Genomic DNA, 26015 nt, shown 5'->3' with positions numbered 1-26015 from the left:
TGTAAGCCCTACTACGCCTTGTCGTAGAGAAGTCTACGACAGGGCGTAGTAGTGATGGGGTGCGAAGGTCGCGCTCGATCCTGGATGTAGTGGCCTCGTAGCCGTGGGATGCCACCAGATCCTGGATCGAGCGCGACCTTGACCGGACAGCGCGCGGCTGCGGGCCTACGGGCGCGGCGCGGGCGGCTCCGGTGCGTGGTGCGCGGGGGCCCGACGCGGCGCGCGGGGGCCTGAGGGCACGGCGGGTGAAGGGCGCCGGGGTCAGCTCAGGACAGGAAGAGGGTTACCGGGAGGGCGACCAGCATGGTGGCGACCGCGAGGGCGGTGGCACCGAGCACCCGGGGCGGCCGGTCACTGACCAGCAGACGCTGCATCCGTACGTCGAGATCCCGGTCGCCGACGCCCAGCGCGCCGGCCGGGGTGATCCGGTGCCCGGCGGCGGCGAACTGGCGCAGCGCCCCCGCCAGCGGGGCCTCGGCGTGCAGCTCGCGGGCCTTGTCGTCGGCGCGCATCTCGACCAGCAGGGCGACCCGCTCGTGCGCGTCGCGCACCCAGCCGAACCACGGCAGCGCCCGGCACAGCGCGGTGAACGGCAGCAGCACCAGGTCGTGCCGCTCGTTGGCGTGCGCCCGCTCGTGGCTGAGCACCGCGGCCAACTCGGCCCGGTCCAACAGGCTCAGCGTGCCGGCGCTGACCACCACCTGCGGCTTCACCCCCGGCAGGCAGTACGCGGCAGCGCTCGGATGATCCAACACCAGTGCGCCCGGCGCGGCCGGGTCGTTGCGGGCGACAAGGGAGAGCAGGTCCCGGTGGCGGCGCTGGGCGCGTACGGTGCCGTGGATGCTGCGCACCGTCGTCGTGACCAGCACCGCCCCGATGCCGAAGCCCACCCCGACGCCGGCCAGCTCGAAGGTGCCCATCCCGATCGGTAGGGCGCCATGGGCGAGGTCGTCGGCCAGGGCGAGCAGTGCGGAACCGGTCGGTCGGTCGTACGCGCTCAACCCGAGCGCCATCGGCAGGCCCATCGCCGAGAGGCCCAGCGCCAGCCCGACGGCCTGCCAGCAGACGATCGCCACCCGAGGGCTGCGCCACGTCCAGGTCGAACGGGACAGCACCTGGGCGGTCAGATAGCAGGCCAGCATCGTGGCGGCGAAGTGCACGGCGTACGCCATGGCGTGCGCCCTACCGCTCCGCTGCCTCGCCGGCGGGGCGTCGGCCCGCCGGCCCGCCCACGCGGTCGGTCAGCGCGTCGGCGCCGCCCTTGTCACCACCGGTGGCACCCGGCCCGGTCAGGCCGGCCTCGCTGCCCAGGGCGGCCCGCAGCACCTCGGCCTCGGTGCCGGTCACCGAGCGGGCGAACCGCACCAGCGCGGCGTCCCGGCTGCCACCCAGGTCGAGGGCGTCGAGCATGAGCTGGGCGATGTGTGCCTCGCGGCTGGCGGCCGGCCGGTACCGCCAGGCCCGTCCCTCCCGCTCCCGCTGCACCATGCCCTTGCCGGCGAGCCGGTCCAGCACCGTCATCACAGTGGTGTACGCCAGCTCACGGCCGTCGAGCGCGTCGGCCACCTCGCGCACGGTCACCCCGTCCGACGTGCCCGGGACCACGTCCCACAGCACATCCATCACCGCACGCTCAAGATCGCCCAACCGAGTCACGAATCAATCCTACCCCCGGTAGTAGACCCCCCACGCGCCCGCGCCCACCCCCAACCTGAGGGTGATCATGAGGTTGACCGGCCGAGCGAGATCGAACACCCGCCAACCCATGATCACCAACCAAGACCGACGGGCTGGCCGAAGATCCGCGCAACTTCAGCGATGTTGCTGCCTCCCGGGCGACGGAGGCAGCAACATCCCTGTTCTTGTGCAGATCTTGGGCTGCCGGCGGCGGCGGGGCAGGGCAAGGCGGGAGGAGGGGAGGCGGAGGGCGGCAACCGAACCCGAGGCAGAACCCCTGAGCTGACCCACCCGACGAACCTGGCCCACGTCAGGGCTCCCCGGAAAACCAAGAGGTCAACCCGGCGCTCACACCCCCTTGGGATGCCAGACCGTCTTCGTCTCCAGCAGCGCGGTCATCCGGGCCAGGCCCGGGTCGGCGAACCAGTCCGCCGCACCGGACGCCGGTCGGAGCACCCGCTTGAGGTTCTCCGCCGCCTTGACCTCCAGGTCGGTGGCGAGCGAGGCGTCGGTGACCCCGGTCAGGTCGATCGCGTTGACGTCCATGTGCGCCGCCAGTGTCGGCGCGGTCTCGGTGATCGCGCCGGTGAGGATGTTGACCACGCCGCCGGGCAGGTCGGAGGTGGCCAGCACCTCGGCCAGCGTCACCGCCGCCAGGGGCTCGGACGGCGACGCCGCGACCACCACCGTGTTGCCGGTGACGATCGCCGGGGCGATCACACTGACCAGGCCGAGCAGCGCCGGCCGCTCCGGGGCGACCACGGCGACCACGCCGGTCGGCTCGGGCGCGGAGATGTTGAAGTACGGGCCGGCGACCGGGTTGGCGCCCCCGTACACCTGGGCGAGCTTGTCGGCCCAGCCGGCGTACCAGACCCAGCGGTCCACTGCCGCGTCCACCTCGTCGCCGGGAATGCCCAGGGCGACGAACTGCTCGCGGCGGCCCTCCAGCATCTCGGCGGCCCGGTAGAGGATCTGACCCCTGTTGTACGCGGTCGCGCCGGCCCAGCCCTTCACGGCGGCGCGGGCGGCGACCACCGCGTCCCGGGCGTCCTTGCGGGAGGCCAGTGACACATTCGAGGACTGCACGAGATACGACCGTCCCGACTCGCTGCGCGGGAACTTCCCGCCGATGAAGAGCTTGTACGTCTTGCGTACCGCGACCCGCTCAGACATTGAGGTAACCCTCCAGCCCGTGCCGGCCGCCCTCGCGACCGTAGCCCGACTCCTTGTACCCACCGAACGGCGAGGTGGGGTCGAACTTGTTGAAGGTGTTGGCCCAGACCACGCCGGCGCGCAGCCGGTCGGCCATCCACAGGATCCGGGAACCCTTGTCGGTCCAGATCCCGGCCGACAGCCCGTACGGCGTGTTGTTGGCCTTTTCGACGGCCTCGGCCGGGGTGCGGAAGGTGAGCACCGACAGCACCGGGCCGAAGATCTCCTCGCGGGCGATCCGGTGTGCCTGGGTGACGCCGGTGAAGATGGTCGGCGCGAACCAGAAGCCCCGGTCGGGCAGCTCGCACGGCGGCGACCAGCGCTCGGCGCCCTCGGCGGAGCCGGCGTCGGACAGCTCGCGGATCCGCTCCAGTTGGGCGGCCGAGTTGATGGCGCCGACGTCGGTGTTCTTGTCCAGCGGGTCGCCGACTCGGAGCTGGGCCATCCGCCGCTTCAGCGACTCCAGCACCCGGTCGGCAACGTTCTCCTGCACCAGCAGCCGGGAGCCGGCGCAGCAGACGTGCCCCTGGTTGAAGAAGATGCCGTTGACGATGCCCTCGACGGCCTGGTCGATCGGGGCGTCGTCGAAGACGATGTTGGCGGCCTTGCCACCCAGTTCCAGGGTGAGCTTCTTGCGGGTGCCGGCGACCGACCGGGCGATGGCCCGACCCACCTCGGTGGAGCCGGTGAAGGCGACCTTGTCCACGTCGGCGTGCTCCACCAGCGCACGACCCGTGTCGCCGGCGCCGGTGAGGATGTTGACCACCCCGGCCGGCAGGTCGGCCTGCTGGCAGATCTCGGCGAAGAGCAGCGCGGTCAACGGGGTGGTCTCGGCCGGCTTCAGCACCACCGTGTTGCCGGCGGCGAGCGCCGGGGCGATCTTCCAGGCCAGCATGAGCAGCGGGAAGTTCCACGGGATGACCTGCGCGGCCACCCCGATCGGCTGCGGGTTCGCGCCGAAGCCGGCATGACCCAGCTTGTCGGCCCAGCCGGCGTAGTAGAAGAAGTGCGCGGCGACCAGCGGCAGGTCGACGTCGCGGCTCTCCCGGATCGGCTTGCCGTTGTCCAGTGACTCCAGGACGGCCAGCTCGCGGGAGCGCTCCTGGATGAGCCGGGCGATCCGGTACAGGTACTTCGCCCGGTCCCGGCCCGGCATCGGGCCCCAGACCTTGTCGTACGCCTTGCGGGCGGCGCGTACCGCGCGCTCCACGTCCTGGGCGCCGGCCTCGGCGATCTCGGCCAGCACCTCCTCGGAGGCGGGGTTGATCGACTTGAAGCTGCCACCGTCGGTCGGGTCGACGAACGTACCGTCGATGAACAGCCCGTACGAGGGCTTGAGGTCCACCACCGAGCGGGACTCGGGGGCGGGGGCGTATTCGAACATCGGCTATCAGTCCAGGGTGAAGTAGTCGGGACCGGAGTAGGTGCCGGTCGTCAGCTTGGTGCGCTGCATCAGCAGGTCGTTGAGCAGGCTGGACGCGCCGAAGCGGAACCAGTCCGGGTCGAGCCAGTCCGGGCCGACGGTCTCGTTGACCATCACCAGGTACTTGATCGCGTCCTTGGTGGTCTTGATGCCACCGGCCGGCTTCACGCCCACCTGCCGACCGGTCGCCGCGCGGAAGTCGCGGACCGCTTCCAGCATCACCAGGGTCACCGGCATCGTCGCCGCGACCGGAACCTTGCCGGTGGAAGTCTTGATGAAGTCGCCGCCGGCCAGCATGGCCAGCCAGGAGGCCCGCCGCACGTTGTCGTAGGTGGCCAGCTCGCCGGTCTCCAGGATCACCTTGAGGTGGGCATCGCCGGAGGCTTCCTTGGTGGCCACGATCTCGTCGTAGACCTCCTTGTACCGCCCGGCCAGGAACGCGCCACGGTTGATCACCATGTCGATCTCGTCGGCGCCGGCCGCGACGGCGGCCCGGGTGTCGGCCAGCTTGATCTCCAACGGCGCCTGGCCCGACGGGAAGGCGGTCGCCACGCTGGCCAGGTGCACACCTGATCCGCGCAGCACCTCGGCGACGTACGGGACCATCGCCGGGTAGACGCAGACGGCGCCGACGTGCGGGCAGGACGGGTCGGCCGGGTCGGGGCGCAACGCCTTCGCGGCGAGCGCACGCACCTTGCCCGGGGTGTCCGCCCCCTCCAGGGTGGTCAGGTCGACCATCCGGATCGCCAGGTCGATCGCCTGGGCCTTGGCGGTGGTCTTGATGGAGCGGGTGCCGAGCTGTGCCGCCCGCTGCTCCGCGCCGACCTGGTCCACGCCGGGCAGGCCGTGCAGGAAGGTCCGCAGAGCGGTCTCGGATCGTCCCAGCTCGGAGAGCTCCGACCGGGCCGACGTCGTTGTCGCCGTCATGCCGAGAAGTCTACGCACCGAAGCGCCGAGTGATCTTGCTCACGAGCGCTGAGTGACGCCCCGACGTGAGCGGCGTCCCTGGTCCGACCGCACCGGCACCGCCGCGCGCTACGGACCGGTAGGTTGAGCGATCGTGGACGTACACGTCATTGACCACCCGCTGGCCCAGTCCAGGTTGACCGCCATGCGGGACGCGCGCACCGATTCCTCGACGTTCCGGGCCGCGCTGCACGAACTGACCACCATGCTGGTGTACGAGGCGGCGCGCACCTTCCCCGTCGAGCGGTACCCGGTGCAGACGCCGGTCACCGGCACCGAGGGCACCCGGCTGGCCAACCCGCCGCTGCTGGTCCCGGTGCTGCGCGCCGGCCTGGGTATGGCGGACGCCGCGTTGGGCCTGCTCCCGGAGTCCTCGATGGGTTTCGTGGGCCTGGCCCGCGACGAGGTGACCTACGAGCCGCGCGCGTACATGGAGTCGTTGCCGCGCGACCTGACCGGGCTGCCGGTCCTGGTGCTCGACCCGATGCTGGCCACCGGCGGTTCGCTGGAGCACTCCTGTCGGCTGTTGGCCGAGCGCGGCTGCACCGACATCACAGTGCTCTGCGTGCTCGCCGCCCCGGTCGGCATCGAGCGGCTGGAGCGCTCCGGCCTGCCGTTGCGCCTGGTCACGGCCTCGATCGACGAAGGGCTCAACGACAGCATGTTCATCGTCCCCGGGCTCGGCGACGCCGGAGACCGCCAGTTCGGTGGCATGCCCCGCTTCTGAGGTGATACCCGGTGGGAACCGGGTTCGGCGGGTCCGTGCACGGGGTGCGCGGACCCGCTACCGTCTCCGGCCATGACTGGTGTTGCGCTCGCCGAGGAGTTGCTGCTCCTCGCCTACGACGACACGACCGGCAAGGCGACCATGCCGCGGATCAGCCTGGACCTGGGCATGGCCGCCGCGGTGCTGGTCGAGCTGGCCCTGGCCGGCCGGATCGCGTACGCCGACGGGTCGTTGACGGTGCTCGACCCGACGCCGACGGGCGAGCCGTTCAGCGACGACGTCCTCAGCCGGATCGCCGCCGACACCCCGCACACCCCGGCGTCCTGGGTGCAGCGCCTGCGGCACGGCCTGCGCGACCGGATCCTCGCCGACCTGTGCCGGCAGGGCGTCGTCCGGGACGTGGACGAGACCGAGCTGGGCTTCATCCACGTGCACCGCTACCCGGTCGTGGACTCCTCCGTCGAGGCGGAGACCCGGCAGCGGCTGGCCGAGGCGCTGACCGGCGCGGCGGCCCCGGACGAGCGCACCGCCGCGCTGGCCACCCTGGTCGTGGTGCTCCGCATGGAGTCCGCGCTCGGGGTGAGCGGAGAGGCCGCCGCCGACGCTCGCCGCCGGCTGTCGGAGATCGCCACCGGCGCCGGGTTCTCCGGCGAGGTGAGCACCGACGACTCGGTGGTCCGCCCGTCGGTCGGCCTGGTCGTCGCCGCCCTGGCCACCGCCGTCGACCAGGCGCTCGGCCCGCGCCGCTGACCGTCGGGTCGACCCCGCTCGACGTGCCCTTTGCTCTGCACCCGCCCAGGCGCCACCGGACGACAGTCGAATGGCGCTTCCGCGGGTGCAGAGCAAAGGGCGGACTTGTTGTGGGTGGGTGCTGCGGGGTTCAGATGCCAAGGGCAGCGCTGACCTCGGCGCGGAGCGCGGTGACGGCCGACGCCGCCCTGCTGCGGGCCGTCGGTACGTCACCGTCCACGACCGGTTCCACCACCTCGAGGTACGCCTTGAGCTTCGGCTCGGTCCCGGACGGGCGGATCACCACCCGGGCCACAGCGGTGCGCAGGATCACCACATCCGACTCGGGCAGCAGGTCCCGAACGCTGTCCACCGGCTGTCCGAGCAGGGTGGCCGGGGTGGTCGTCCGGATCCGGGCCATCGCGTCGGCGATGATCCGCAGGTCGTCCACCCGGGCGGAGAGCTGGTCGGTGTGGTGCACGCCGAACTCGGCGGCCAGCTCGTCGAGCCGGTCGGTCAACGTCCGGCCCTGCGTCTTCAGGCCGGCGGCCAACTCCGCCACGGTCAGCGCGGCGGTGATGCCGTCCTTGTCCCGGACGTGCTCCGGGGCCACGCAGTAGCCGAGCGCCTCCTCGTAGCCGAAGACCAGCGGCGCGCTGCCACCGCCGGCCCGCACGATCCACTTGAAGCCGGTGAGCGTCTCGTCGTAGGGCAGACCCCGGGCCGCGCACATCGCCCGCAGCAGCGACGACGACACGATCGTGGTGGCGTAGAGCCCGGTCACCCCCCGGCGCATCAGGTGGTCGGCGAGCAGGACGCCCACCTCGTCGCCGCGCAGCATCCGCCAGCCGTCGCGGTGGTCCCGGACGACCACCGCGCACCGGTCGGCGTCCGGGTCGTTGGCGATGGCCAGGTCCGCGCCGGTGGAGTCGGCCAGGGCGATCAGCCGGTCCACCGCACCCGGTTCCTCCGGGTTGGGGAACGACACGGTGGGGAACGCCGGGTCCGGCTCGGCCTGGTCGGGCACCACCCCGGGGGTCGGGAAACCGGCGCGGGCGAAGGCGGCGGTCAGCACCGCCGCGCCCACCCCGTGCAGCGGGGTGTACGCCACCGTCAGGTCCCGTGGCCCGTCCGGGTCGATCACCGCGGTGGCCCGTTCGACGTACGAGGCGACCAGGTCGTCGCCGAGCACCTGACCGGGCTCGCCCAACGGCACCTGGGTCAGCGGCCCGACCGACCGGATGGCCGCCTCGATTCCGGCGTCGGCGGGCGGCACGATCTGCGCCCCGGCGCCCAACTCGCCGCCCAGCTCCGCGCCGAGATAGACCTTGTAGCCGTTGTCCTGCGGCGGGTTGTGGCTGGCCGTGACCATCACGCCGGCGACCCCGCCGAGGTGCCGCACGGCGTACGCCAGCACCGGGGTGGGCAGCGGGCGGGGCAGCAGCAGCGCCGGGCGGCCAGCGCCGGTGGCCACCTGGGCGGTGCGCTCGGCGAACTGCCGCGAGCCGTGCCGGGCGTCGTACCCGATCACCAGCGGGCCGGTGCCACCCTGGGCCGCGAGCCAGGTGACCAGGCCGGCAGCGGCCTGGGTGACCACGGCGAGGTTCATGCCGTTCGGGCCGGCGCGCAGCGGGCCGCGCAGGCCCGCCGTGCCGAAGGTCAGCGGGCCGGCGAACCGGTCGGCCAGCTCCGGCGCGCTCGCGGGCAGCCCGTCGAGCACCGCCGTCAGCTCGTCCCGGCTGGCCGGGTCGGGGTCGTCGGCCAGCCAGCGCCGGGCTTGCTCACGAATGTCGTCGATGTCAGTGGTGTCCGCCGCCATGCCCCTTGATAGCACGGCGACGGATCATCCCTGTCGGTTCCCTCCGGCTCAGCCGTCCCCGGTGAGCTGGAACGTGCGCGCCATCTCGTCGAAGATCGGCTTGCTCTCCGCGAACTTGGCGTCGGTGGCGGTGAGGTAGAACGAGTACGCCTTGCCGTCCTGCGCCACGCCCCGCCAGATGCCGTGCCGCATCACGTCACCCTCGCCGCAGGTGTACTCGAATTCGGCGGCGGGCTTGCTGGCCAGCTGGGTTTCGGTGGAGGACGAGACCTGGTTGTACGGCTTGACGCAGGAGGTGCTCCTGGTCTTGAGGCCGTTCTCGGCCGTCTCCGCCCACCGGGCGGAGCTGCTGGTCCACTTCTCGGTGATGATGCGGACCTTGCGGCCGCTGTCCTCCGGGTCGATGTAGTCGGTGTACGAACCGCCGGTGGCCTTCTTCCAGCCCTTCGGCACCATGACCTGGATCCCGCGCGCCGCGTGCTCCTGCATCTCGACGGTGGGGGCCGCCGGGGCGGACGGGGTGGGCTGCGCCGCCGGGGTGTTCGGCGACGTCTTGTCGTCGTCGCCGCCGGAGAGCGCCACCACGCTGAGCAGCAGCACGACGACCAACCCGCCGGCAGCGGCGAGCTGGACCTTGCGCGGCCAGCCCTTGACCGTGGTGACCAGCTGACCCCCGGTGGCGCGGACCTTGTCCAGAGCGCTGCCGCCGGAGGTGGCGGGCGCGGTGGCCCAGGGCTGGCCGGTGCCCGGCACCGACCACTGGTTGCCGCCGTAGGTGCCGCCGACGCGCTGGGTGGCCTCCGGTGCGCCGCCGTACCCGACCTGCTGGGTGGCCTCGGCCGGGTTGCCGTAGCTGACCCGCTGGGTGGCGTCGGGGTGCCCGCCGGCGTCCACCCGCTGGGTGGCGTCCGCGTTGCCGCCGTAGGTGCGCCCGGCCGCCGGTCGGCCGGCGGCCGGCATCGCGCCGGTCGGCGTGTGCAGCGGGCCGGCCAACGCGTCGGCGCTGGTCTCGTCGAGCCCACCCGTGGCACCGGCAGCGGACGCTGCCTGCTGACGCTTGCCCCGGCGCAACGAGGACAGCCGGTCGGTCAGGGACTCACCCGGGGCCAGCATCGCCGGGCCACCGATCTGGCTGTCCGGCTTGGGCTCCGGCTGGGCCGGCGGGAGGACGGGCACGGGGCGCTGCTGCACCGGCACCACGGCGTACGGGTCGGTGACCGAGTGCACCGCCGTCGCCGTGCTGCCCAGCGGGCCGGCGAGCAGCTCGCGCAGCATGGCCCGGGAGGTGTGCACGTCCAGTCGACGCGCCGGGTCCTTCTCCAGCAGACCCATCAGCACGCGGGTCAGCGGGCCGCTGCGCTGCGGCGGGGCGGGTGGGTCCTCCACCACGGCGTGCATGGTCTCGATCGGGTCGCCCTTGTCGAACGGGGGCCGCCCCTCGACAGCGGTGTAGAGCGTCACACCCAGCGAGAAGAGATCGCTGGGCGGGCCGAACTCCTGGCCCATGGCCCGCTCGGGCGAGATGAAGTGCGGCGAGCCGAGCACCATGCCGGGGGTGGTGAGCTGCACGTCCGTGGGCATCCGGGCGACCCCGAAGTCGGTCAGCACGCACCGCCCGTCGGCGCAGATCAGCACGTTGGCCGGTTTGACGTCGCGGTGCAGTACGCCGATCGCGTGGGCGACCTCCAACGCGCCGAGCAGCGCGATGCCGATCTTCGCGACGGCGCGGGGCGCGACCGGCCCGTCCTCGATCACCATGTCGGCCAGGCTGCGGGCGTCCAGCAGCTCCATCACGATCCACGGCCGGCCGGCCTCGGTGACCACGTCGTACACCTGCACGACGGCGGGGTGCTGGATGGCGGCGGCGGCGCGGGCCTCGCGCAGGGTGCGTTCGTACATCGCGTCGCGGTCGCTGGGGGCCAGCCCAGGGGGCAGGACGACCTCCTTCACCGCCACGTCACGGCGCAGCAGGGTGTCTGTGGCACGCCACACCGTGCCCATGCCGCCGTTGCCCACCGAGGACCGCAGCGAGTACCGGTCACCAATGGTGGTGCCGGGCGCCGCTCGTCCGTTGGCGGGACTAACTGGTCCGCCGCTCCACGTCGGGATCTGAGTCACAGAAAAGCCACCGGGGGAAATCGAGGGGGGCTGGGACACAACCCCCCTATCTTGCTGGTTCCGACGCCCGATGCGAAAGCCGACGCGACGGACGTTTATCGAAGTCAACAGAACGTGCCCTGTCGTTCACCTGGTGTCGACCGGTCGGGACGCACTGTGCGGTATCCCTCACCCGACGACGTGGCCAGGCGTCCTACCATCCGGGGATGAACCAACGGCGGTCAAGTGAGTCCGGTTTCCCGATCAACGGCGTCTACACGGAGGCCGACCTTCCGGAGGACCTGGACTCCCGGCTCGGCAGCCCCGGCGAGTTTCCGTACACCCGGGGCGTCTACCCCACCATGTACACCTCCCGCCCGTGGACCATGCGCCAGTACGCCGGCTTCGGCACCGCCACCGAGTCCAACGCGCGGTACCACCAGCTGTTGCGGGCCGGCACCATGGGACTCTCGGTCGCGTTCGACCTACCGACCCAGATGGGCTACGACTCCGACGACCCGATCGCGCACGGCGAGGTCGGCAAGGTGGGCGTCGCCATCGACTCCATCGAGGACATGCGGCTGCTCTTCGCCGACATCCCACTGAACAAGGTGTCCACCTCGATGACCATCAACGCGCCCGGCTCGGTGCTGCTGCTGCTCTACCAGCTCGTCGCCGAGGAGAACGGGGTGCCGGGGACGGCACTCAACGGCACCATCCAGAACGACATCCTCAAGGAGTACATCGCCCGGGGGACGTACATCTTCCCGCCGAAGCCGTCGCTGCGCCTGGTGGCCGACACCTTCGCGTACTGCCGCAAGGAGGTGCCGAAGTGGAACACCATCTCCATCTCCGGCTACCACATGGCGGAGGCCGGTGCGACGCCCGCGCAGGAGATCGCGTTCACCCTGGCCAACGGCGTGGAGTACGTGCGGGCGGCGCTGGCCGCGGGGCTCGCCGTCGACGACTTCGCGCCCCGGCTGTCGTTCTTCTTCGTGGCCCGCACCACGCTGCTCGAGGAGGTGGCGAAGTTCCGCGCCGCCCGGCGGATCTGGGCCCGACTGATGCGCGACGACTTCGGCGCCAAGGATCCGAAGTCGATGATGCTGCGGTTCCACACCCAGACCGCCGGCGTGCAGCTCACCGCGCAGCAGCCGGAGGTGAACCTGGTCCGGGTGGCGGTGCAGGGGTTGGCCGCGGTGCTCGGCGGCACCCAGTCGCTGCACACCAACAGCTTCGACGAGGCGATCGCGCTGCCCACCGAGAAGGCGGCCCGGCTCGCGCTGCGTACCCAGCAGGTGCTGGCCTACGAGACGGACCTGACCGCCACCGTCGACCCGTTCGCCGGCTCGTACGTGGTGGAGGCGATGACCGCCGAGATCGAGGCTGCCGCCGTCGAGCTGATGGAGCGGGTGGCCGACCACGGTTCGGCGGTGGACGCGATCGAGGCCGGCTTCCAGAAGCGGGAGATCGAGCAGTCCGCGTACCGGATCGCCCAGGAGATCGACTCGGCGGAGCGGGTGGTGGTCGGGCTCAACCGGTTCACCGTGGACGAGGAGGAGCCGTACGAGCCGCTGCGGGTCGACCCGGCGATCGAGGCGGCCCAGGCCGACCGGCTGGCCCGGCTGCGCGCCGAGCGGGACGCCGACGCGGTGGCGCGGGCGCTGGCCGATCTTCGGGCCGCCGCCGAGGGTGCGGAGAACGTGCTGTACCCGATGAAGGAGGCGCTGCGGGCCCGGGCGACGGTGGGCGAGGTGTGCGGGACGCTGCGCGAGGTGTGGGGGTTGTACCGACCCTCCGACCGCTTCTGAGCGCGCTCGGTCGCGGCTCTACGGCCCGAGGGCACTGTGTGTCAGTCGGGCCGAGCGGGTATCCGGTCGGTTGAGCCGGGACGCACACCCTGTGCGCCCACGGTGGGTGGGTGCGTGTGAGCGTCCTTATCCGGCTCGTTGCGGAGTGTGGTCGGCTAATTGTCGGAGTGTCAGTTCACCACCCCGACTAATGCGACAATTTGGCAACGGGTTCCGACTGGTTCCGGGATTCGTGACCGCCGCGATTGGTTACGCGTTGTAGGAGGTGAGGGGCCGATGACGGCGTTCGACCGTGATCTACCTGCTGTCCCCCGCCTCGACGAACGCCCTCAGCAGGGCATACGTGACTCTGTGCGGTCCGATCATTACCGTAACGAGGTTGCGCAGCGTCACCGTCGGAGGTCTAGGCTGTCTGCTGTCCCCGATGATCCATCCATCTCTAGTGATCGAGAATTCGACGTGACGAGTGCGTTGACGCTGCCCACGGGTGGCCAGCTGGCGTCGTCCTGGCCGGAGACGCCACCCGGATCCCAGCCGTTGCCCCGCGAGCTGGATCACCTTCTCGCGCTCCGGGTACCGGGGCTGATCGCTACGCGCCGTCACATCCACTCGCACCCTGAGCTCTCCGGCAACGAGTTCGAGACGGCCGCGCTGATCGCCCGGGAGTTGTCGCTGGCCGGGTTGAGCCCGCGCCTGCTGCCCAAGGGCAACGGCGTGATCTGCGACATCAACGGCCGGCCGGACGGCCCGGTCGTGGCGCTGCGCGCCGACATCGACGCCCTGCCGCTCGACGACCCCAAGGACGTCCCGTACCGGTCGACCGTGGAGGGCGTCTGCCACGCCTGCGGGCACGACGTGCACACCACGATCCTGCTCGGCGTCGGCATGCTGCTCGCCCAGCTCGCCGACCTCGGGGAGCTGGACGGCCGGGTCCGGCTGATCTTCCAGCCGGCCGAGGAGATCCTGCCCTGCGGTTCGCTGGAGGTCATCGAGGCCGGCGGCCTGGACGACGTGGTGCAGATCTTCGCGCTGCACTGCGACCCGAACCTGCCGGTGGGCCAGGTCGGCCTGCGGGTCGGTCCGATCACCGCGGCCGCCGACAACGTGACAGTCCGGCTCTCCGGCCCGGGCGGGCACACCGCCCGCCCGCACCTGACCGTCGACCTGGTCGACGCGCTCGGTCGGCTGATCACCGAGGTGCCCGCCCTGGTCAGCCGCCGGGTGCCGGCCAACAGCGGCCTGCTGCTGGTCTTCGGCCACGCCTCGGCCGGCACCCGCTACAACGTCATCCCGTCCGAGGCGAGCGCCTCCGGCACCCTCCGGGTGATGGACCGCGACACCTGGGAGCAGGCTCCCAAGATCGTCGCTCAGGTGGTACGGGACGTGATCGCGCCGACCGGCGCCACTGTCGACCTGGAATACCTGCGCGGCCGTCCGCCGGTGTGCAACGACTCCCGCGCCATCCAGGTGCTGACCGCCGCCACCGCCGCCGCGCTCGGCCCGGAGGGGATCGCCGAGACACCGCAGAGCATGGGCGGCGAGGACTTCTCCTGGTATCTGGAGTACGTCCCCGGCGCCCTCGCCCGGCTCGGCGTGGGTCGTTCCGGCCCCAACGTCGACCTGCACCGGGGGAGCTTCGACGTGGACGAGCGGGCCATCCCGGTCGGCGTCCGGGTCATGGTCCAGACCGCGCTGCGGGCACTGGCGGCGGCGCGCTGACCGGTGCGACCAGCGCCGGGGACCTGCGCCGCCGGCGCAGCACCACCAACAACACCGCCAGCGGTACGCCGAGCGCCACCAGCCACGGCAGCAACGCGCCCAGCACCGTCAGCAGGACGGTCATCGAGACGACGAACGCCTTCCAGCCGCCCCTGAGCCCCACCAGGAAGCCGGTCTCGTCCTTCTCCTCGGTGGCCTTCGCCGCCGGTCCGGCCAGCGCCACGGTGATCGTGGAGAGGGCGGTCAGGTCGGCCAGGCGTCGCTTCTTGGCCTCCAGCGAGGCCAGGTCCGCCTCCCGGCGACCCAGCTCGTTCTCCAACGACACCAGGTCGGTGATCGAGGTGGCCCGGGCCAGCAACCGGCGGGCGCTGTCCACCCGTGCCCGCTGACTGGTGATCCGGGCGTCCAGGTCGACGGTCTCCTCGGTGACGTCCTGAGTGTTGATCTCCCGGTTCTGCTGCCGACCGAGCTTCGCGATCTCCTCCACCACGCCGGTGAACTTCGCCGCCGGCACTCGCAGCACCAGCTCCGCCACCGCGTCGGCGTCGGCGCTGCGCCGCTGGTCCCCACCGACGAAACCACCGGCCCGAGTGGCCACGGCGGTGGCCTCGCGGGCGGCCGAGTCCACATCGTCCACCTGCACCCGCATCGTTCCGGTGTAGATGATCGCCCGCTGGTCCACCCGCAGGTCCGGTGCGCCGGCACCGGCCGCCTCCGGTGCGCCCGCGGCGGCGTCCCGGGGCACCTCACCGCCCTTGGCCGGCGGCGCCTCGACCGCCGAGCCGGCGGTGTCCTGTGCCCCACTGTCGCCGGCGCCGCATCCTGTCAGTGCCAGCGCGGCCGCCAGTGCTGTCGCCGCCAGCAGCGCACCGCGGCGTCGTCCCACCCGTCCGTCCATCCCCGCTCCCATCGTCGTCAACCGGTGTGCGATAGCTCGGACGCGACGCACACTCCGGCTGGTTCCGGCAGACTGCGCTGAGGACGTCACGATTCGATAATCGAGGAGTCACGATGCGACTCACCAAGTACGCCCACTCCTGCCTTCGGGTGGAACACGATGGGGGAATCCTCGTCGTCGACCCCGGGGTGTTCAGCGACACCACGGCGGCGCTGGACGGTGCGGACGCGGTGCTGATCACCCACGCGCACCCCGACCACCTCGACCTGGCAGCGGTGCGCCTCCAGCTCGACCGACGGCCGTTCCCGATCCACGGCCCCGCCTCGCTCGCCGAGGCCCTTGGGGACGCGGCCGACGCGCTGCGCCCGGTCGACGTCGGTGAGTCGTTCACCGCCGCCGGGGTCGCCGTGCGCGCGTACGGGGGGCGGCACGCCGTGATCCACCCCGAGATCCCGGTGATCGACAACCTCGGTTACCTGATCAACGACGTGGTCTACCACCCGGGCGACTCCCTGGTGGTGCCCGACGAGACACCCGTCGACACGCTCTTCGCGCCGATCCACGCCCCCTGGTCGAAGTTCTCCGAGGTGCTCGACTTCATCCGCGCGGTCGCGCCGCGGCGCGCGTACGCCCTGCACGACGCGCTACTCAACGACAACGGGCTGGGTGTGCTGAACCGGCAGTACTCGGCGATGTCCGGCACCGAGTACCAGCGACTGGAACCCGGCAGTCGGGTGGACGTCTGACCCGATGCCCGGCCTCTCCGCGGAGCTGGTGCAACAGCTCTACCGCACCCCACCGGACCGGTTCGTGGCCGCCCGGGCGGCCGCCGTGGCGCAGGCCCGCCAGGCCGGTGACCCGGCCACCGCCCGGGAGCTGGCCCGGCTGCGTCGCCCGACGGTGGCCGCCTGGTTGGTGAACCTGCTCGCCATCCGACGTCCGGAGCTGGTCGCCGATCTGGTGCAGCTCGCCGACGCCCTACGGTCCGCCCAACGGGAGCTGCGCGGGCCCAAACTGCGGGAGCTGTCCGCGCAGCGCCGGGCGGTGGTCGGCTCCCTGGTCGCCGAGGTGCGCAAGCTCGCCGCGGCCGAGCCGGACGCGCCACCGGCGAACCGGCTGCCCCTGGCCGAGGTGGAGGCGACGTTGAACGCGGCGTTCTCCGACGTCGAGGTCGCCGAGCAGGTGCGGGCGGGTCGGCTGCTGCGGGCGGCCAGCTACGCCGGCTTCGGTGAGGTGCCCCGGCCACAACTGCGGCTGGTCACCGGCGACGGCGAGGAGCCCGACGAGGAACGCCCGGCCCGCCGACCCGGCGCCCAGCGAGGGCGACCCGAGGCGGCACCCCGTACGGATCGGGCGGCCGAGCGGGCCGAGCGGGCCGCGCAGCGGGCGGCCCGAGCCGAGCGGGCCCGGCAGCGCCGCGCCCTGGACCGCGAGTTGGCGAAGGCCCAGGCCGACCAGGAGCGGGCCGAGGCGGAACTGATTGAGGCGACCGGGCAGGAGCGCGACGGTGCGGCCGTACTCGATGGGCTTGAGGCGGAGCTGGCCGAGCTGGAGCGGCGGCGCGCGGTCGCCGAGCAGGATCTCAGCCGGGCCAAGCTCGCCCGGCGGGCCGCCGAGCGGGCGGTCACCGTGGCCCGGCGGCGCGCCGGGGAGGTCGAGGCGGCGATCGAGGCACTGGCGGCCGAAGAGGGGGATGCGGACGCGGGCGGTGGCGCGGCAGACTGAGCATTGATGGACGACGACGAGTGCGCGGGCCGTGCACGGTGGGTGGCCGTGGATCGGGGCGTGGTCGGGCGCGGCGGTTCGGGCCGCGCGAAGAGGGCCCCGCGGTGACTCCGGAGCAGGTCGCGGCTGCCAGCAAGCCCGTCGTGCTCGACCTGGGCGACGCCTTCAGCCGGGACCCGACCACGTTGCGCCGGGCCCGACTGCTCGGGATCTCCGGGTGGGCCTTCTACATCAGCGGCCGGGCCGGCGCGCTCGGCGATGTGCGGGCCGAGACGGCCGCCGCCGCCCTCGGGTTCATCGCCCCGGACGCCGTCGCCGACGGTTGGGACGCCGCCGCCCGGGTCGTCCCGCCGTTCCAGGTGGCCGCCGCGAGCCTCGCCGAATGCTGCCGGTGGGGGGCGCAGCAGCTCGGCCCCCTGCCCGGTGCCGAACGCCTGTCCGCGCTCGTCGAGCGGGCCGTCGTCGCGGCCGACGCCAGCGGGATGCCGCTCTTCGCCGCGTGGCGGGCCATGCCCCTTCCGGACCTCTCTCCCGGGGCCCGCAGCGCCGCCGGGCTGCGGCTGCTCCGGGAACACTTCACCGGCGCCTACCTGCTCGCGGTACGGGCCGCCGGGATGACTCCGCTGGAGGCGGTGCTGGCCGGGCCGGAGGGGGAGGCCGGGGCGGTGGCCTGCGGGTGGCCGCCGCCGTACCCGCCGATCGGGCCGCTGGTGCGCCGCCGGCTCTGGGCGGAGGCGGTGACCAACCGGTTGGCCGCGCCGGCGTTCACCGCCCTCGGGCCCGCCGACGGCGCCGAGTTGGTGGAGTTGCTGCACCGCACCCGGGTCGACCTCGGCTGAGCCTCCGCCAGCCGGAAAATGGGCGGCGCCCCGGCGGCTCGGCTGCCAGGATGTCCTGCCGTGACCCTTCCCGCTGGTTGGACAACGCGCCGCCCCACCCTCGACGACGTACCGGCGATCCTCGCGGTGGTGCACGCCGCCGACACCTTCGCCATCGGCCACCCCGACTTCGACGCCGAGGACGTCACGGCGTCACTGACCGCCAGCCACTTCGACCCGACCCGGGACTCCTGGTTGGCGATCGACCCGGACGACACAGTGGTCGGCTGGGCGACGGTGGACAACCCGAGCGGGGTGGGCCGGGAGTTCGTGGAGGTCTACGTCGAGCCGGTGCGGGGCGCCGCCGTCCGCGCGCCGCTGCTGGTTCGCCAACTGGACCGGGTCGCCGAACGCGCGGCCGAGCGGGGGTTGCCGTCGCTCACCGTCCGCTGCGCGGTCTTCGCCCCCGAACATGACTGGGAACAGACCCTTCGCGCGCTCGATTTCGCCCGCGTCAAGCGGTACGTCCGAATGAGCCGACCGTTGGACGATCTGCCCGACGAGCCGGCCGCACCCGCGGGCGTGACCGTGCGGCAGGTCCGCCCGGACCACGAGACCGACCTGGTGGAGTTCCACCGGATCTACGAGGCCGCCTTCGGTGACACCCCGGACCACGAACCGTTGTCGTACGAGCGGTGGCGTGCCCGCATCGGCGACCTGACCGCCTGGGACGAGTGGTTCGTCGCCGAGGTGGACGGGGTGCCGGTCGGCGCGTTGCAGTCCTCGGATCAGGCACTCGACCAACAGTCGGGCTGGGTGAAGACCCTGTCGGTGCTGTCCGCGTACCGTCGCCGGGGTGTGGGTGCGGCGCTGCTGCGCCGCGCCTTCGCCCGCTACGCCGAGAAGGGGCGGAAGTCGGCCGGTCTGGGCGTCGACCTCACCAACCCGACCGCCCCGCTGTCGCTCTACCGGTCGGTGGGCCTGCGGGAAACCCACTGGACCGACATGTACGAACGGTCCGTCCCGGCGGCCCGTGTGTGATTGACGACCCCGGGCGGGCCCGACCGGGGTCGCGGTCGACAGCGGTAGCAGACTGGAGGCGTGCGATACGCGCTGCTACGCCGACGCGGTGCCGGTGGGGCGGGCCCGCAACTCGGTGACGTAGTCGTCCGGGGCGCCCGCCTTCTCGGCGGCGTTCGCGATCTCCGACAGGTACCACGAGGTCGGCAGGCCACCCTCGTACCCGTTGAAGACGTAGATCCACGCGGTCACGTCGCCGTCGAGGGTGGAAACCCGGACGTGCAGCTTGCGGTACGTCCCGGCGGCGACGCCCTCCAGCTCGTCGAGCTGCTCGGCGTCGTACGGGTGGATGTCGTAGAGAGCCACGAAGACCCGGTCACCGGGAGACTCGACGAGGGTGCTCACCGCACCCTCCCAGCCGATCACGTCCGCCCCGGCGAAGGTCAGCCGCCAGCCCTCCAGCCAGCCGGTGCCCACCATCGGCGAATGCGGACAGTAGGCACGCATCCGGGCGGGGTCGAGATTTGAGCCGTAGGCGGCGTGATGACGCACGGCGATGACGATAGCCCGGCCGACGGGTGGGGGAGAATACGACAGTGCGTGTCGAACGCGTTCGGGAGAAGAAAGTCACTGTGAGCATGGACGAAGGGCGAACGCTGTGAGCCAGATCGTGATCATCGGTGGGGGGCCGGCCGGGTACGAGGCGGCACTGGTCGCCGCCCAGCTGGATGCCGATGTCACCGTGGTGGAGGCCGACGGGGCCGGCGGCGCCTGCGTGCTCTCCGACTGCGTACCGTCGAAGACCTTCATCGCCAGCTCGGGGGTGGTCACCGGATACCGGGACACCGAGGAGTTCGGGGTGCACTCGGACGGCCTGGAGGCGGTCACCGTTGACGCGCGGGCGGTGCACGAGCGGGTCAAGCGGCTGGCCCTGGCGCAGTCCGCTGACATTCACGCCAAGCTGCTGAAGGCGGGCGTCACCTTCGTCGCCGGCACCGCCCGGCTCGGCGAGGACTCCCTCGGGCACACCCACCGGGTCGTCGTCAGCCCCGCCGACGGCGGCGAGGAGTACTCGATCGACGCGTCCACCGTGCTGGTGGCCACCGGTTCGACCCCCCGTCAGCTGCCCACCGCCGTACCGGACGGTGAGCGCATCCTGACCTGGCGACAGGTGTACGACCTGCCGGAGCTGCCCGAGCACCTGATCGTCGTCGGGTCCGGCGTGACCGGTGCGGAGTTCGCCAGCGCGTACCTGGCCATGGGGGTCGAGGTGACCCTGGTCTCCAGCCGCGACCGGGTGATGCCCCACGAGGACGCCGACGCCGCCTCCGCGATCGAGCGGGTGTTCCGCAACCGGGGCATGGAGATCCTCAACAACTCCCGGGCCGACGCGGTCCGGCGTACCGCCGACGGCGTCGAGGTGGAACTCTCCGACGGCCGTAAGGTGACCGGCTCGCACGCGCTGATCACCGTCGGGTCGATCCCGAACACCGCCAACCTGGGCCTGACCGAGTACGGGGTGCAGCTGGGCCGGGGCGGCTACGTGACAGTCGACAGGGCCTCCCGGACCAACGTGCCCGGCATCTACGCCGCCGGTGACTGCACCGGCGTGCTGCTGCTGGCCAGCGTCGCCGCCATGCAGGGCCGGATCGCCATGTGGCACGCGCTCGGCGAGGCGGTCCGCCCGCTGCGGCTGCGGACCGTCGCGGCGAACGTCTTCACCGATCCCGAGCTGGCCACGGTGGGTGTCTCGCAGGACGAGGTGGACGCGGGCAAGGTGCCGGCCCGACAGGTGATGCTGCCGTTGTCCGGCAACGCCCGGGCCAAGATGGACGACCTCTCCGACGGCTTCGTGAAGTTGTTCTGCCGTCCGGCCAGTGGTCAGGTGATCGGTGGTGTGGTGGTCGCTCCGAAGGCCAGCGAGCTGATCCTGCCCATCACCATGGCGGTGGAGAACAACCTCACCGTCAACGAGCTGGCCCAGACCATCACCATCTACCCCTCGTTGTCCGGCTCGATCACCGAGGCGGCCCGCCAGCTCATGCTGCACGAGCTGGAGTAGCCGCACCTTCTCGACGATCGTGGAGTTGTGGTGGGTGGTTCACGCCGCGATGCCCCCTTGGTGAGGTGCCACAACTCCATGATCGACGGCCGCGCGGGTCTGGGCCAGCGCGATGGTCGCCAGCACTGCCACCTCGGTGACGATGAGCAGTCGCTCGGCCAGGCCGATCAGCAGACGGTCGCCGGGGTAGGCGGACCAGATCATCGCCGCCGCCAGGGTCAGGCTCAGCAGGACGAGGGTGCGTAGCGTTCGGGCGACCGGCGCCAGCTCGGATCGACGGGCGAGCAGCCAACCGGCCGCCGGCAGTGCCAGAAAGGCGACCACCGAGGCGTACCGGTGCACGTAGGCCGCCGTGGTCATGGCGGTGCCTGGCTCGTTCGTGGGCACCACCGCGGCCAGGAGCAGCCCGGTCACCCACGCGCCGAGCAGCAGGTCGGTTGCCGGGGCGGGCCGTGCCGGCGCGGCGCGACGCAGTCCGTACAGCAGCGCCACGGTGGCGAGCGCCAGCACCACCATGGCGACGTCGATCACGCCGCCGCGGTCGGAGACGGCGAAGTCGCTGATGGTCAACGCCCAGGGGTTGAGGTCGTCGTTGACTTCGAGGTGACCGATGACGGTGAGCAGCGCCGCCAGGGCGATCCCGCCCAGGGCCAGCAGACCGGTACTCCGGGTTCCAGGCATGCCTCAGCCTGTCGCCGTGGGCACCCCAGCCGGATCCGGGACAGCCACCGAAATCTCTCCCCGGGACCACCCCTAGAGGCCCGCCGCCAACCCGCCGCGATCTTGCACTTTCGGTCGTTCTTATCTGCGGGCATGCCCCAATTGTTGGGACAGAAAGTGCAAGATCGCGAAGGTTGCGACACTCAGTCGATGGGGACGTCGACTGTGGCTGCGGCGCGGGCGTGGCGGGCGCTGACCAGGGTCATGGCCCAGCCGGCCGCGGCGAAGCCGGCCGCCGCGGCGGTGGCGATGATGGCCAGCCGCCACGCCGACTCGGTCAGCGCGGTGCCTCCGAGGTGCCCGACCAGGGCGCCGTAGGTGGCCCAACCCAGTGCGGCGACGGCCTCGTAGAGCACGAACAGGCGGTAGGGGTAGCGGCTGCGCCCGGCCGAGAAGCAGGCCGCCATCCGGCCGCCGGGCACGAACCGGCAGAGCAGGATGACCATCGGCCCGGGTTGTCGCAGCCCCTGGGTGACCCGGCTGGCCACCCGGCGGGCGCGGCTCAGTTCGGCGTGCCGGGGCGGGCGCCGGTCCGGCGCGCTGCGTCCGAGCAGGTAGCAGGCCAGGTCACCGGCGAACACGCCGAGTGCGCCGACGGCGATGGTGACCGGCAGGCTGAGCCCGCCGTAGACGGTGAGCGCACCACTGGTGATCATGACGATCTGGGTGGGTATCACCGGTACGAAGGCGTCCGCGATCAGCAGAGCGAGCAGCACCAGGTACGCCCACGTCGGCGACGCGACGTCAGTCAGAAGTTCGGGCACGCCTGCCACCTCGCCGGATGCGGCCGATTGGGTGTCTTGAGCCTGACGTCGTGTCCGGCGTCACCGTGGAGGGCCCCGGCCCGTCGTGACCGTCGACACCACTGGGCCACCCACCTGCAACGAGACTGGTCGCTGCCGGGTGACGGGTTCGGGGGGCGGTCCACCCGTTCGAGGCGGGCGGCGGATCGGCGTTCGTCGGCGTACCGTTGTCGGCGCGGCCACGCCCGTCGGGTCCCCCGTTCCTGACGATTCGGCCGCCAGGGCCGCCGGCGGGTCCCGCGCCGGCGGCCCACCCCGTAAATCCAGGTGCGTCCCCGATCGTCACGCGGGTACGGTCGCCCCATGCGCAGCGCGGTAATGCAGACCACGACGCCGGGAATCCCCGGCGCGCCGCTCTGACGTAACCACCGTCGACCAGGCCCCGGGGCGATCCGCCCCCGAGGGCAGCGCGCCGAACGGAGCTCAGGTCGCCTCCGGGTCGTACCCGATCCAGGAGCCCGACATGATCGACCACCGTAGGCTCGGCCGCGAGCTGGACCTCTTCGTCTCCGATCCGCTGGCCGGCGCCGGCCTGCCGATCTGGCTGCCGGCGGGCGCCGCCGCCCGGCATGCCGTCGAGGAGTACGTCCGGGAGTTGGAGCGCCGCTCCGGCCACCAGCACGTCTACTCGCCGCCGCTGGGTAAGCGGGAACTCTTCGAACTCTCCGGTCATCTCGGCTACTTCGCCGACGACATGTTCCCGCCGATGCGGCTGAGCGCCGACGACGAGTTCGTGCTCCGGCCGGCGCTCTGCCCGCACCACGCGCTGGTCTTCCGGGCGCGGGGCCGCTCCTACCGGGAGTTGCCGTTGCGGATCGCCGAGCTGGGCGGGATGTACCGCTCGGAGCGTTCCGGCGTGCTCGGCGGGCTGTCCCGGGTCCGCGCCATCTCGCTCAACGACGCGCACACCTTCTGTGCCCCCGAGCAGGTCGGCGCGGAGGTCGTCGAGATCCTCGGGCTGATCCGCGCCGCGCACGCCGCGCTCGGCGTCCGTCCGGCCGGGTTCCGGTTGTCGCTGCGCGGGCCGGGCGAGAAGTACGTCGGCGACGACGCGCAGTGGGCCCGCGCCGAGGCGCTGCTCCGAGAGGCGCTGGCCGGGGTGGAGTACGTGGAGGCGCCGGGGGAGGCCGCCTTCTACGGCCCGAAGATCGACATCCAGATCGTCGACGCGGCCGGCCGGGAGTCGACCATCTCCACCATCCAGGTGGACTTCGACAAACCGGAACGGTTCGACCTGTCGTACACCGATTCGGATGGCGGCCGGCGTCGACCGGTGATGCTGCACCGCAGTCTGGTCGGCAGCATGGAGCGGCTGTTCGCGTACCTCATCGAGGTGCACGAGGGGGCGTTCCCGGCCTGGTACGCGCCGGTGCAACTGGTGCTTCTGCCGGTCGACGACGGCCAGGCCGACGCGGCGGCCGACCTGGCCCGCCGGGCGACCGAGGTCGGGCTGCGGGTCGCTGTCGACGTCGCCGGCTCGCTGGGCGCCCGGGTACGGGACGCGGCCCGCCGCCGCGTCCCGTACCTCGGGGTGTTGGGTGCCCGGGAGGTTGCCGACGGCCACCTCGCGCTGCGGCTGCGCGGCGGCCACGCCCTGGCTCCGATGCCCGCCGACGCCGCGCTCGCCCTGATCGGTGGGCAGGTCGCGGCCCGCGCCACCGACCTGCTGCCGCAGGGCTGACCGACTGCCGGATCCGGGGCGGACCGCTGTACGCATGGCGGTCCGCCCTACACCGACGCCGGTTGCGCGGCGGGTTCCTCGTCGACCACCGCACCGGTGAACTGCGAGCGGTAGAGCCGGTCGTACGCCCCCTGGGCGGCGAGCAACTGTTCGTGGGTGCCCTGCTCGACGATCCGACCGTCCTCCATCATCAGGATCAGGTCGGCGTCGCGGATGGTGGAGAGCCGGTGCGCGATGACGAAGCTGGTCCTGTCCGAGCGCAGCGCGGCCATCGCCCGTTGCAGCAGCACCTCGGTGCGGGTGTCCACCGAGCTGGTGGCCTCGTCCAGGATCAGCAGGGACGGCTCGGCGAGGAACGCCCGCGCGATGGTGATGAGCTGCTTCTCGCCGGCGCTGACGTTGCTGCCCTCCTCGTCGATGACCGTGTCGTAGCCGTCGGGCAGGCTGCGCACGAACCGGTCCACGAAGGTGGCCCGGGCCGCGGCGAGGATCTCCTCCTCGGTGGCGTCCGGCCGCCCGTAGGCGATGTTGTCCCGGATGGTTCCGCCGAAGAGCCAGGTGTCCTGGAGCACCATGCCGATCCGGCCGCGCAGGTCGTCGCGGCGCATCGTGGTGATGTCCACCCCGTCGAGTGTGATCCGGCCGGCGTCCAGCTCGTAGAAGCGCATCACCAGGTTGACCAGTGTGGTCTTGCCGGCACCGGTCGGGCCGACGATGGCCACCGTGTGACCGGGCTCGGCGACCAGTGACAGGTCGTCGATCAGCGGCTTGTCCGCCTCGTAGCGGAACGAGACGTGCTCGAACTCCACCCGACCGTGCGGGTCGGTGACCCGGGCCGGTTCGACCGGGTCGGGGGTCTGCTCGTCCGCGTCGAGCACCGCGAAGACCCGCTCGGCCGAGGCCACCCCGGACTGGAGCAGGTTGGCCATCGAGGCGAGCTGGGTGAGCGGCTGGGTGAACTGGCGGGAGTACTGGATGAACGCCTGCACGTCGCCGAGGCTCATCGTGCCGGAGGCCACCCGCAGCCCACCGACCACGGCGATCGCCACGTAGCTCAGGTTTCCGATGAACATCATCGACGGCATGATGATCCCGGAGATGAACTGCGCCCCGAAGCTGGCCCGGAACAGCTCCTCGTTCTTCGCGTGGAAGGCGGCCTCGACCTCACGCTGCCGGCCGAAGACCTTCACCAGCTCGTGACCGGTGTACGCCTCCTCGATCTGGCCGTTCAACTCGCCGGTGTGCGCCCACTGGGCGATGAACTGCTTCTGCGAGCGCTTGGCGATGCGCTGGGTGACCAGCACCGACAACGGCACCGCGACCAGGGCCACCAGAGCCAGCACCGGCGAGATCCAGAACATCACGGCCAGCACCCCGATGACGGTCAGCAGCGAGGTGAGGAGCTGGCTGAGGGTCTGCTGGAGGCTGGTGGAGATGTTGTCGATGTCGTTGGTGACCCGGCTGAGCAACTCACCGCGCGGCTGCCTGTCGAAGTAGGGCAGCGGCAGCCGGTTGAGCTTCTCCTCCACCTCGGCGCGCAGTCGCAGCACCGTGCGCTGGACCACGCCGTTGAGCAGCCAGCCCTGCCACCAGGACAGCAGGCTCGCCGCCAGGTAGAGCCCGAGCGCCAGCAGCAGCACCCGACTCAGCGCGCTGAAGTCGATGCCCACCCCGGGCACCACGTCCATCCGGGCCAGCATGTCGGCGAAGCTGTCGTTGCCGCTGGCCCGGGCCGCCGCGACGGCCTGGTCGGCGGTGGTGCCGGCGGGCAGTTGCCGGCCGATCACCCCAGTGAAGATCAGGTCGGTGGCGTGGCCGAGGATCTTCGGCCCGGCCACGCTGAACCCGACGCTCACCACTGCCAACGTGATGATCGCGGCCAGGTGCAACCGGTGTGAGCGCAGCCGGCCGAGCAATCGTCGGGCCGACGGGCCGAAGTTCATCGACTTCTCGGCGGGCATCCCGGCGCCCATCCACCCCGGGCCGCCGCCCTGACGGCCGGGCGGCAGCCGCTTCGGCGTCCGCGCGTCCCCGCCGGGCTGCTGCGCGGCGTCGCCGCCGGGCTGTTGTGGCGCGTCGCCTCCCGGCGTCCGCGGCTCGCCGGCCGG

22 protein-coding genes are annotated in these 26015 nt (G+C 72.1%); 10 read left to right on the top strand and 12 right to left on the bottom strand.

What is annotated here, in order from left to right; genetic code table 11:
* Positions 1-266: 266 nt before the first annotated feature.
* The 5 genes from IF22_RS0105200 to deoC form a co-directional block, all read right to left on the bottom strand.
* Positions 267-1172 carry a M56 family metallopeptidase gene (locus tag IF22_RS0105200; protein WP_030328996.1) on the bottom strand — a complete coding sequence of 302 codons (906 nt, stop codon included), beginning with the start codon at positions 1170-1172 and terminating at the stop codon, positions 267-269.
* Between the two features lie 10 nt (positions 1173-1182).
* Positions 1183-1656, bottom strand: coding sequence for a BlaI/MecI/CopY family transcriptional regulator (locus IF22_RS0105195; protein WP_245233531.1), 474 nt, complete (start codon positions 1654-1656; stop codon positions 1183-1185).
* Between the two features lie 369 nt (positions 1657-2025).
* Positions 2026-2850, bottom strand: a complete 825-nt coding sequence (locus tag IF22_RS0105185) for an aldehyde dehydrogenase family protein (RefSeq protein ID WP_030328992.1) — start codon at positions 2848-2850, stop codon at positions 2026-2028.
* Entirely contained in the window at positions 2843-4273 is a 1431-nt protein-coding gene (locus tag IF22_RS0105180) for an aldehyde dehydrogenase family protein (RefSeq protein ID WP_030328990.1), read from the bottom strand. The genes IF22_RS0105185 and IF22_RS0105180 overlap by 8 nt, the downstream gene beginning before the upstream one ends.
* Before the next feature lie 6 nt (positions 4274-4279).
* Complete coding sequence (deoC, locus tag IF22_RS0105175) at positions 4280-5239, bottom strand: deoxyribose-phosphate aldolase (protein ID WP_030328982.1); 960 nt, start codon at positions 5237-5239, stop codon at positions 4280-4282.
* Between the two features lie 133 nt (positions 5240-5372).
* Between deoC and upp the strand changes: the two genes are divergently transcribed.
* Positions 5373-6005 (top strand): uracil phosphoribosyltransferase, encoded by a 633-nt coding sequence (gene upp, locus IF22_RS0105170; RefSeq protein ID WP_030328980.1) that lies wholly within the window; start codon positions 5373-5375, stop codon positions 6003-6005.
* Between the two features lie 72 nt (positions 6006-6077).
* Positions 6078-6755, top strand: coding sequence for a GOLPH3/VPS74 family protein (locus tag IF22_RS0105165; protein WP_030328978.1), 678 nt, complete (start codon positions 6078-6080; stop codon positions 6753-6755).
* 130 nt (positions 6756-6885) lie between these two features.
* On the opposite strand, the gene IF22_RS0105160 is transcribed toward IF22_RS0105165, so the two are convergent.
* Both IF22_RS0105160 and IF22_RS0105155 read right to left on the bottom strand, forming a co-directional pair.
* A complete protein-coding gene (locus IF22_RS0105160) occupies positions 6886-8553 on the bottom strand; it encodes a phospho-sugar mutase (protein ID WP_030328976.1) in 1668 nt (555 codons plus the stop codon).
* A 48-nt stretch (positions 8554-8601) separates the two neighbouring features.
* The gene (locus IF22_RS0105155; RefSeq protein WP_030328973.1) at positions 8602-10671 is read right to left on the bottom strand and encodes a serine/threonine-protein kinase; all 2070 of its coding nucleotides are present in this window, start codon (positions 10669-10671) and stop codon (positions 8602-8604) included.
* Between the two features lie 206 nt (positions 10672-10877).
* On the opposite strand from IF22_RS0105155, the gene IF22_RS0105150 reads away from it, so the two are divergent.
* Both IF22_RS0105150 and IF22_RS0105140 read left to right on the top strand, forming a co-directional pair.
* Positions 10878-12461, top strand: a complete 1584-nt coding sequence (locus tag IF22_RS0105150; RefSeq protein ID WP_030328970.1) for an acyl-CoA mutase large subunit family protein — start codon at positions 10878-10880, stop codon at positions 12459-12461.
* Between the two features lie 459 nt (positions 12462-12920).
* Positions 12921-14180, top strand: a complete 1260-nt coding sequence (locus IF22_RS0105140; protein WP_030328968.1) for an amidohydrolase — start codon at positions 12921-12923, stop codon at positions 14178-14180.
* Here the strand turns inward: IF22_RS0105140 and IF22_RS0105135 are convergent.
* Positions 14137-15099: a DUF4349 domain-containing protein gene (locus IF22_RS0105135; RefSeq protein WP_081883711.1), complete on the bottom strand. Its 963-nt coding sequence runs from the start codon at positions 15097-15099 to the stop codon at positions 14137-14139. The two genes, IF22_RS0105140 and IF22_RS0105135, sit on opposite strands and share 44 nt — an antisense overlap.
* A 92-nt stretch (positions 15100-15191) precedes the next feature.
* Between IF22_RS0105135 and IF22_RS0105130 the strand changes: the two genes are divergently transcribed.
* The 4 genes from IF22_RS0105130 to IF22_RS0105115 all read left to right on the top strand — a co-directional run bounded on the left by IF22_RS0105130 (position 15192) and on the right by IF22_RS0105115 (position 18662).
* Entirely contained in the window at positions 15192-15824 is a 633-nt protein-coding gene (locus IF22_RS0105130; RefSeq protein ID WP_030328964.1) for an MBL fold metallo-hydrolase, read from the top strand.
* A gap of 4 nt (positions 15825-15828) precedes the next feature.
* Positions 15829-16803, top strand: coding sequence for a coiled-coil domain-containing protein (locus IF22_RS0105125; protein ID WP_030328962.1), 975 nt, complete (start codon positions 15829-15831; stop codon positions 16801-16803).
* A gap of 104 nt (positions 16804-16907) precedes the next feature.
* On the top strand, positions 16908-17642 hold the full coding sequence (locus tag IF22_RS0105120; RefSeq protein ID WP_030328958.1) for an SCO6745 family protein: 735 nt from the start codon (positions 16908-16910) through the stop codon (positions 17640-17642).
* Between the two features lie 60 nt (positions 17643-17702).
* On the top strand, positions 17703-18662 hold the full coding sequence (locus IF22_RS0105115) for a GNAT family N-acetyltransferase (protein ID WP_030328955.1): 960 nt from the start codon (positions 17703-17705) through the stop codon (positions 18660-18662).
* Positions 18663-18737: 75 nt separating this feature from the next.
* Here the strand turns inward: IF22_RS0105115 and IF22_RS0105110 are convergent, their stop codons facing one another.
* Positions 18738-19193, bottom strand: coding sequence for a gamma-glutamylcyclotransferase family protein (locus IF22_RS0105110; protein ID WP_030328953.1), 456 nt, complete (start codon positions 19191-19193; stop codon positions 18738-18740).
* A 106-nt stretch (positions 19194-19299) separates the two neighbouring features.
* Between IF22_RS0105110 and IF22_RS0105105 the strand changes: the two genes are divergently transcribed.
* Positions 19300-20703: an NAD(P)H-quinone dehydrogenase gene (locus tag IF22_RS0105105; protein ID WP_030328951.1), complete on the top strand. Its 1404-nt coding sequence runs from the start codon at positions 19300-19302 to the stop codon at positions 20701-20703.
* 39 nt (positions 20704-20742) lie between these two features.
* On the opposite strand, the gene IF22_RS0105100 is transcribed toward IF22_RS0105105, so the two are convergent.
* Positions 20743-21384, bottom strand: a complete 642-nt coding sequence (locus IF22_RS0105100) for a DUF998 domain-containing protein (RefSeq protein WP_030328949.1) — start codon at positions 21382-21384, stop codon at positions 20743-20745.
* Between the two features lie 182 nt (positions 21385-21566).
* Positions 21567-22187 carry a DedA family protein gene (locus tag IF22_RS0105095; RefSeq protein ID WP_036410846.1) on the bottom strand — a complete coding sequence of 207 codons (621 nt, stop codon included), beginning with the start codon at positions 22185-22187 and terminating at the stop codon, positions 21567-21569.
* Positions 22188-22689: 502 nt separating this feature from the next.
* Here IF22_RS0105095 and thrS point away from each other — a divergent pair.
* Positions 22690-23907, top strand: coding sequence for a threonine--tRNA ligase (gene thrS / locus IF22_RS0105090; protein WP_030328944.1), 1218 nt, complete (start codon positions 22690-22692; stop codon positions 23905-23907).
* Between the two features lie 47 nt (positions 23908-23954).
* On the opposite strand, the gene IF22_RS0105085 is transcribed toward thrS, so the two are convergent.
* Complete coding sequence (locus IF22_RS0105085) at positions 23955-25880, bottom strand: ABC transporter ATP-binding protein (protein WP_425339840.1); 1926 nt, start codon at positions 25878-25880, stop codon at positions 23955-23957.
* Positions 25881-26015: the final 135 nt, after the last annotated feature.

It is taken from the genome of Micromonospora parva (genome assembly GCF_000718515.1).
Classification (GTDB): Bacteria; Actinomycetota; Actinomycetes; order Mycobacteriales; family Micromonosporaceae; genus Micromonospora; species Micromonospora parva.
Note: the sequence above shows the minus strand (reverse complement) of the source record. Positions and strands in the feature narration are given on the sequence as shown.

Coding starts and splice junctions, on each gene's coding strand:
- IF22_RS0105200 (WP_030328996.1), bottom strand. CDS start 1,172: ATGGCGTACGCCGTGCACTTCGCCGCCACGATGCTGGCCTGCTATCTG.
- IF22_RS0105185 (WP_030328992.1), bottom strand. CDS start 2,850: ATGTCTGAGCGGGTCGCGGTACGCAAGACGTACAAGCTCTTCATCGGC.
- IF22_RS0105180 (WP_030328990.1), bottom strand. CDS start 4,273: ATGTTCGAATACGCCCCCGCCCCCGAGTCCCGCTCGGTGGTGGACCTC.
- deoC (WP_030328982.1), bottom strand. CDS start 5,239: ATGACGGCGACAACGACGTCGGCCCGGTCGGAGCTCTCCGAGCTGGGA.
- IF22_RS0105165 (WP_030328978.1), top strand. CDS start 6,078: ATGACTGGTGTTGCGCTCGCCGAGGAGTTGCTGCTCCTCGCCTACGAC.
- IF22_RS0105160 (WP_030328976.1), bottom strand. CDS start 8,553: ATGGCGGCGGACACCACTGACATCGACGACATTCGTGAGCAAGCCCGG.
- IF22_RS0105150 (WP_030328970.1), top strand. CDS start 10,878: ATGAACCAACGGCGGTCAAGTGAGTCCGGTTTCCCGATCAACGGCGTC.
- IF22_RS0105130 (WP_030328964.1), top strand. CDS start 15,192: ATGCGACTCACCAAGTACGCCCACTCCTGCCTTCGGGTGGAACACGAT.
- IF22_RS0105125 (WP_030328962.1), top strand. CDS start 15,829: ATGCCCGGCCTCTCCGCGGAGCTGGTGCAACAGCTCTACCGCACCCCA.
- IF22_RS0105100 (WP_030328949.1), bottom strand. CDS start 21,384: ATGCCTGGAACCCGGAGTACCGGTCTGCTGGCCCTGGGCGGGATCGCC.
- thrS (WP_030328944.1), top strand. CDS start 22,690: ATGATCGACCACCGTAGGCTCGGCCGCGAGCTGGACCTCTTCGTCTCC.
- IF22_RS0105085 (WP_425339840.1), bottom strand. CDS start 25,880: ATGGGCGCCGGGATGCCCGCCGAGAAGTCGATGAACTTCGGCCCGTCG.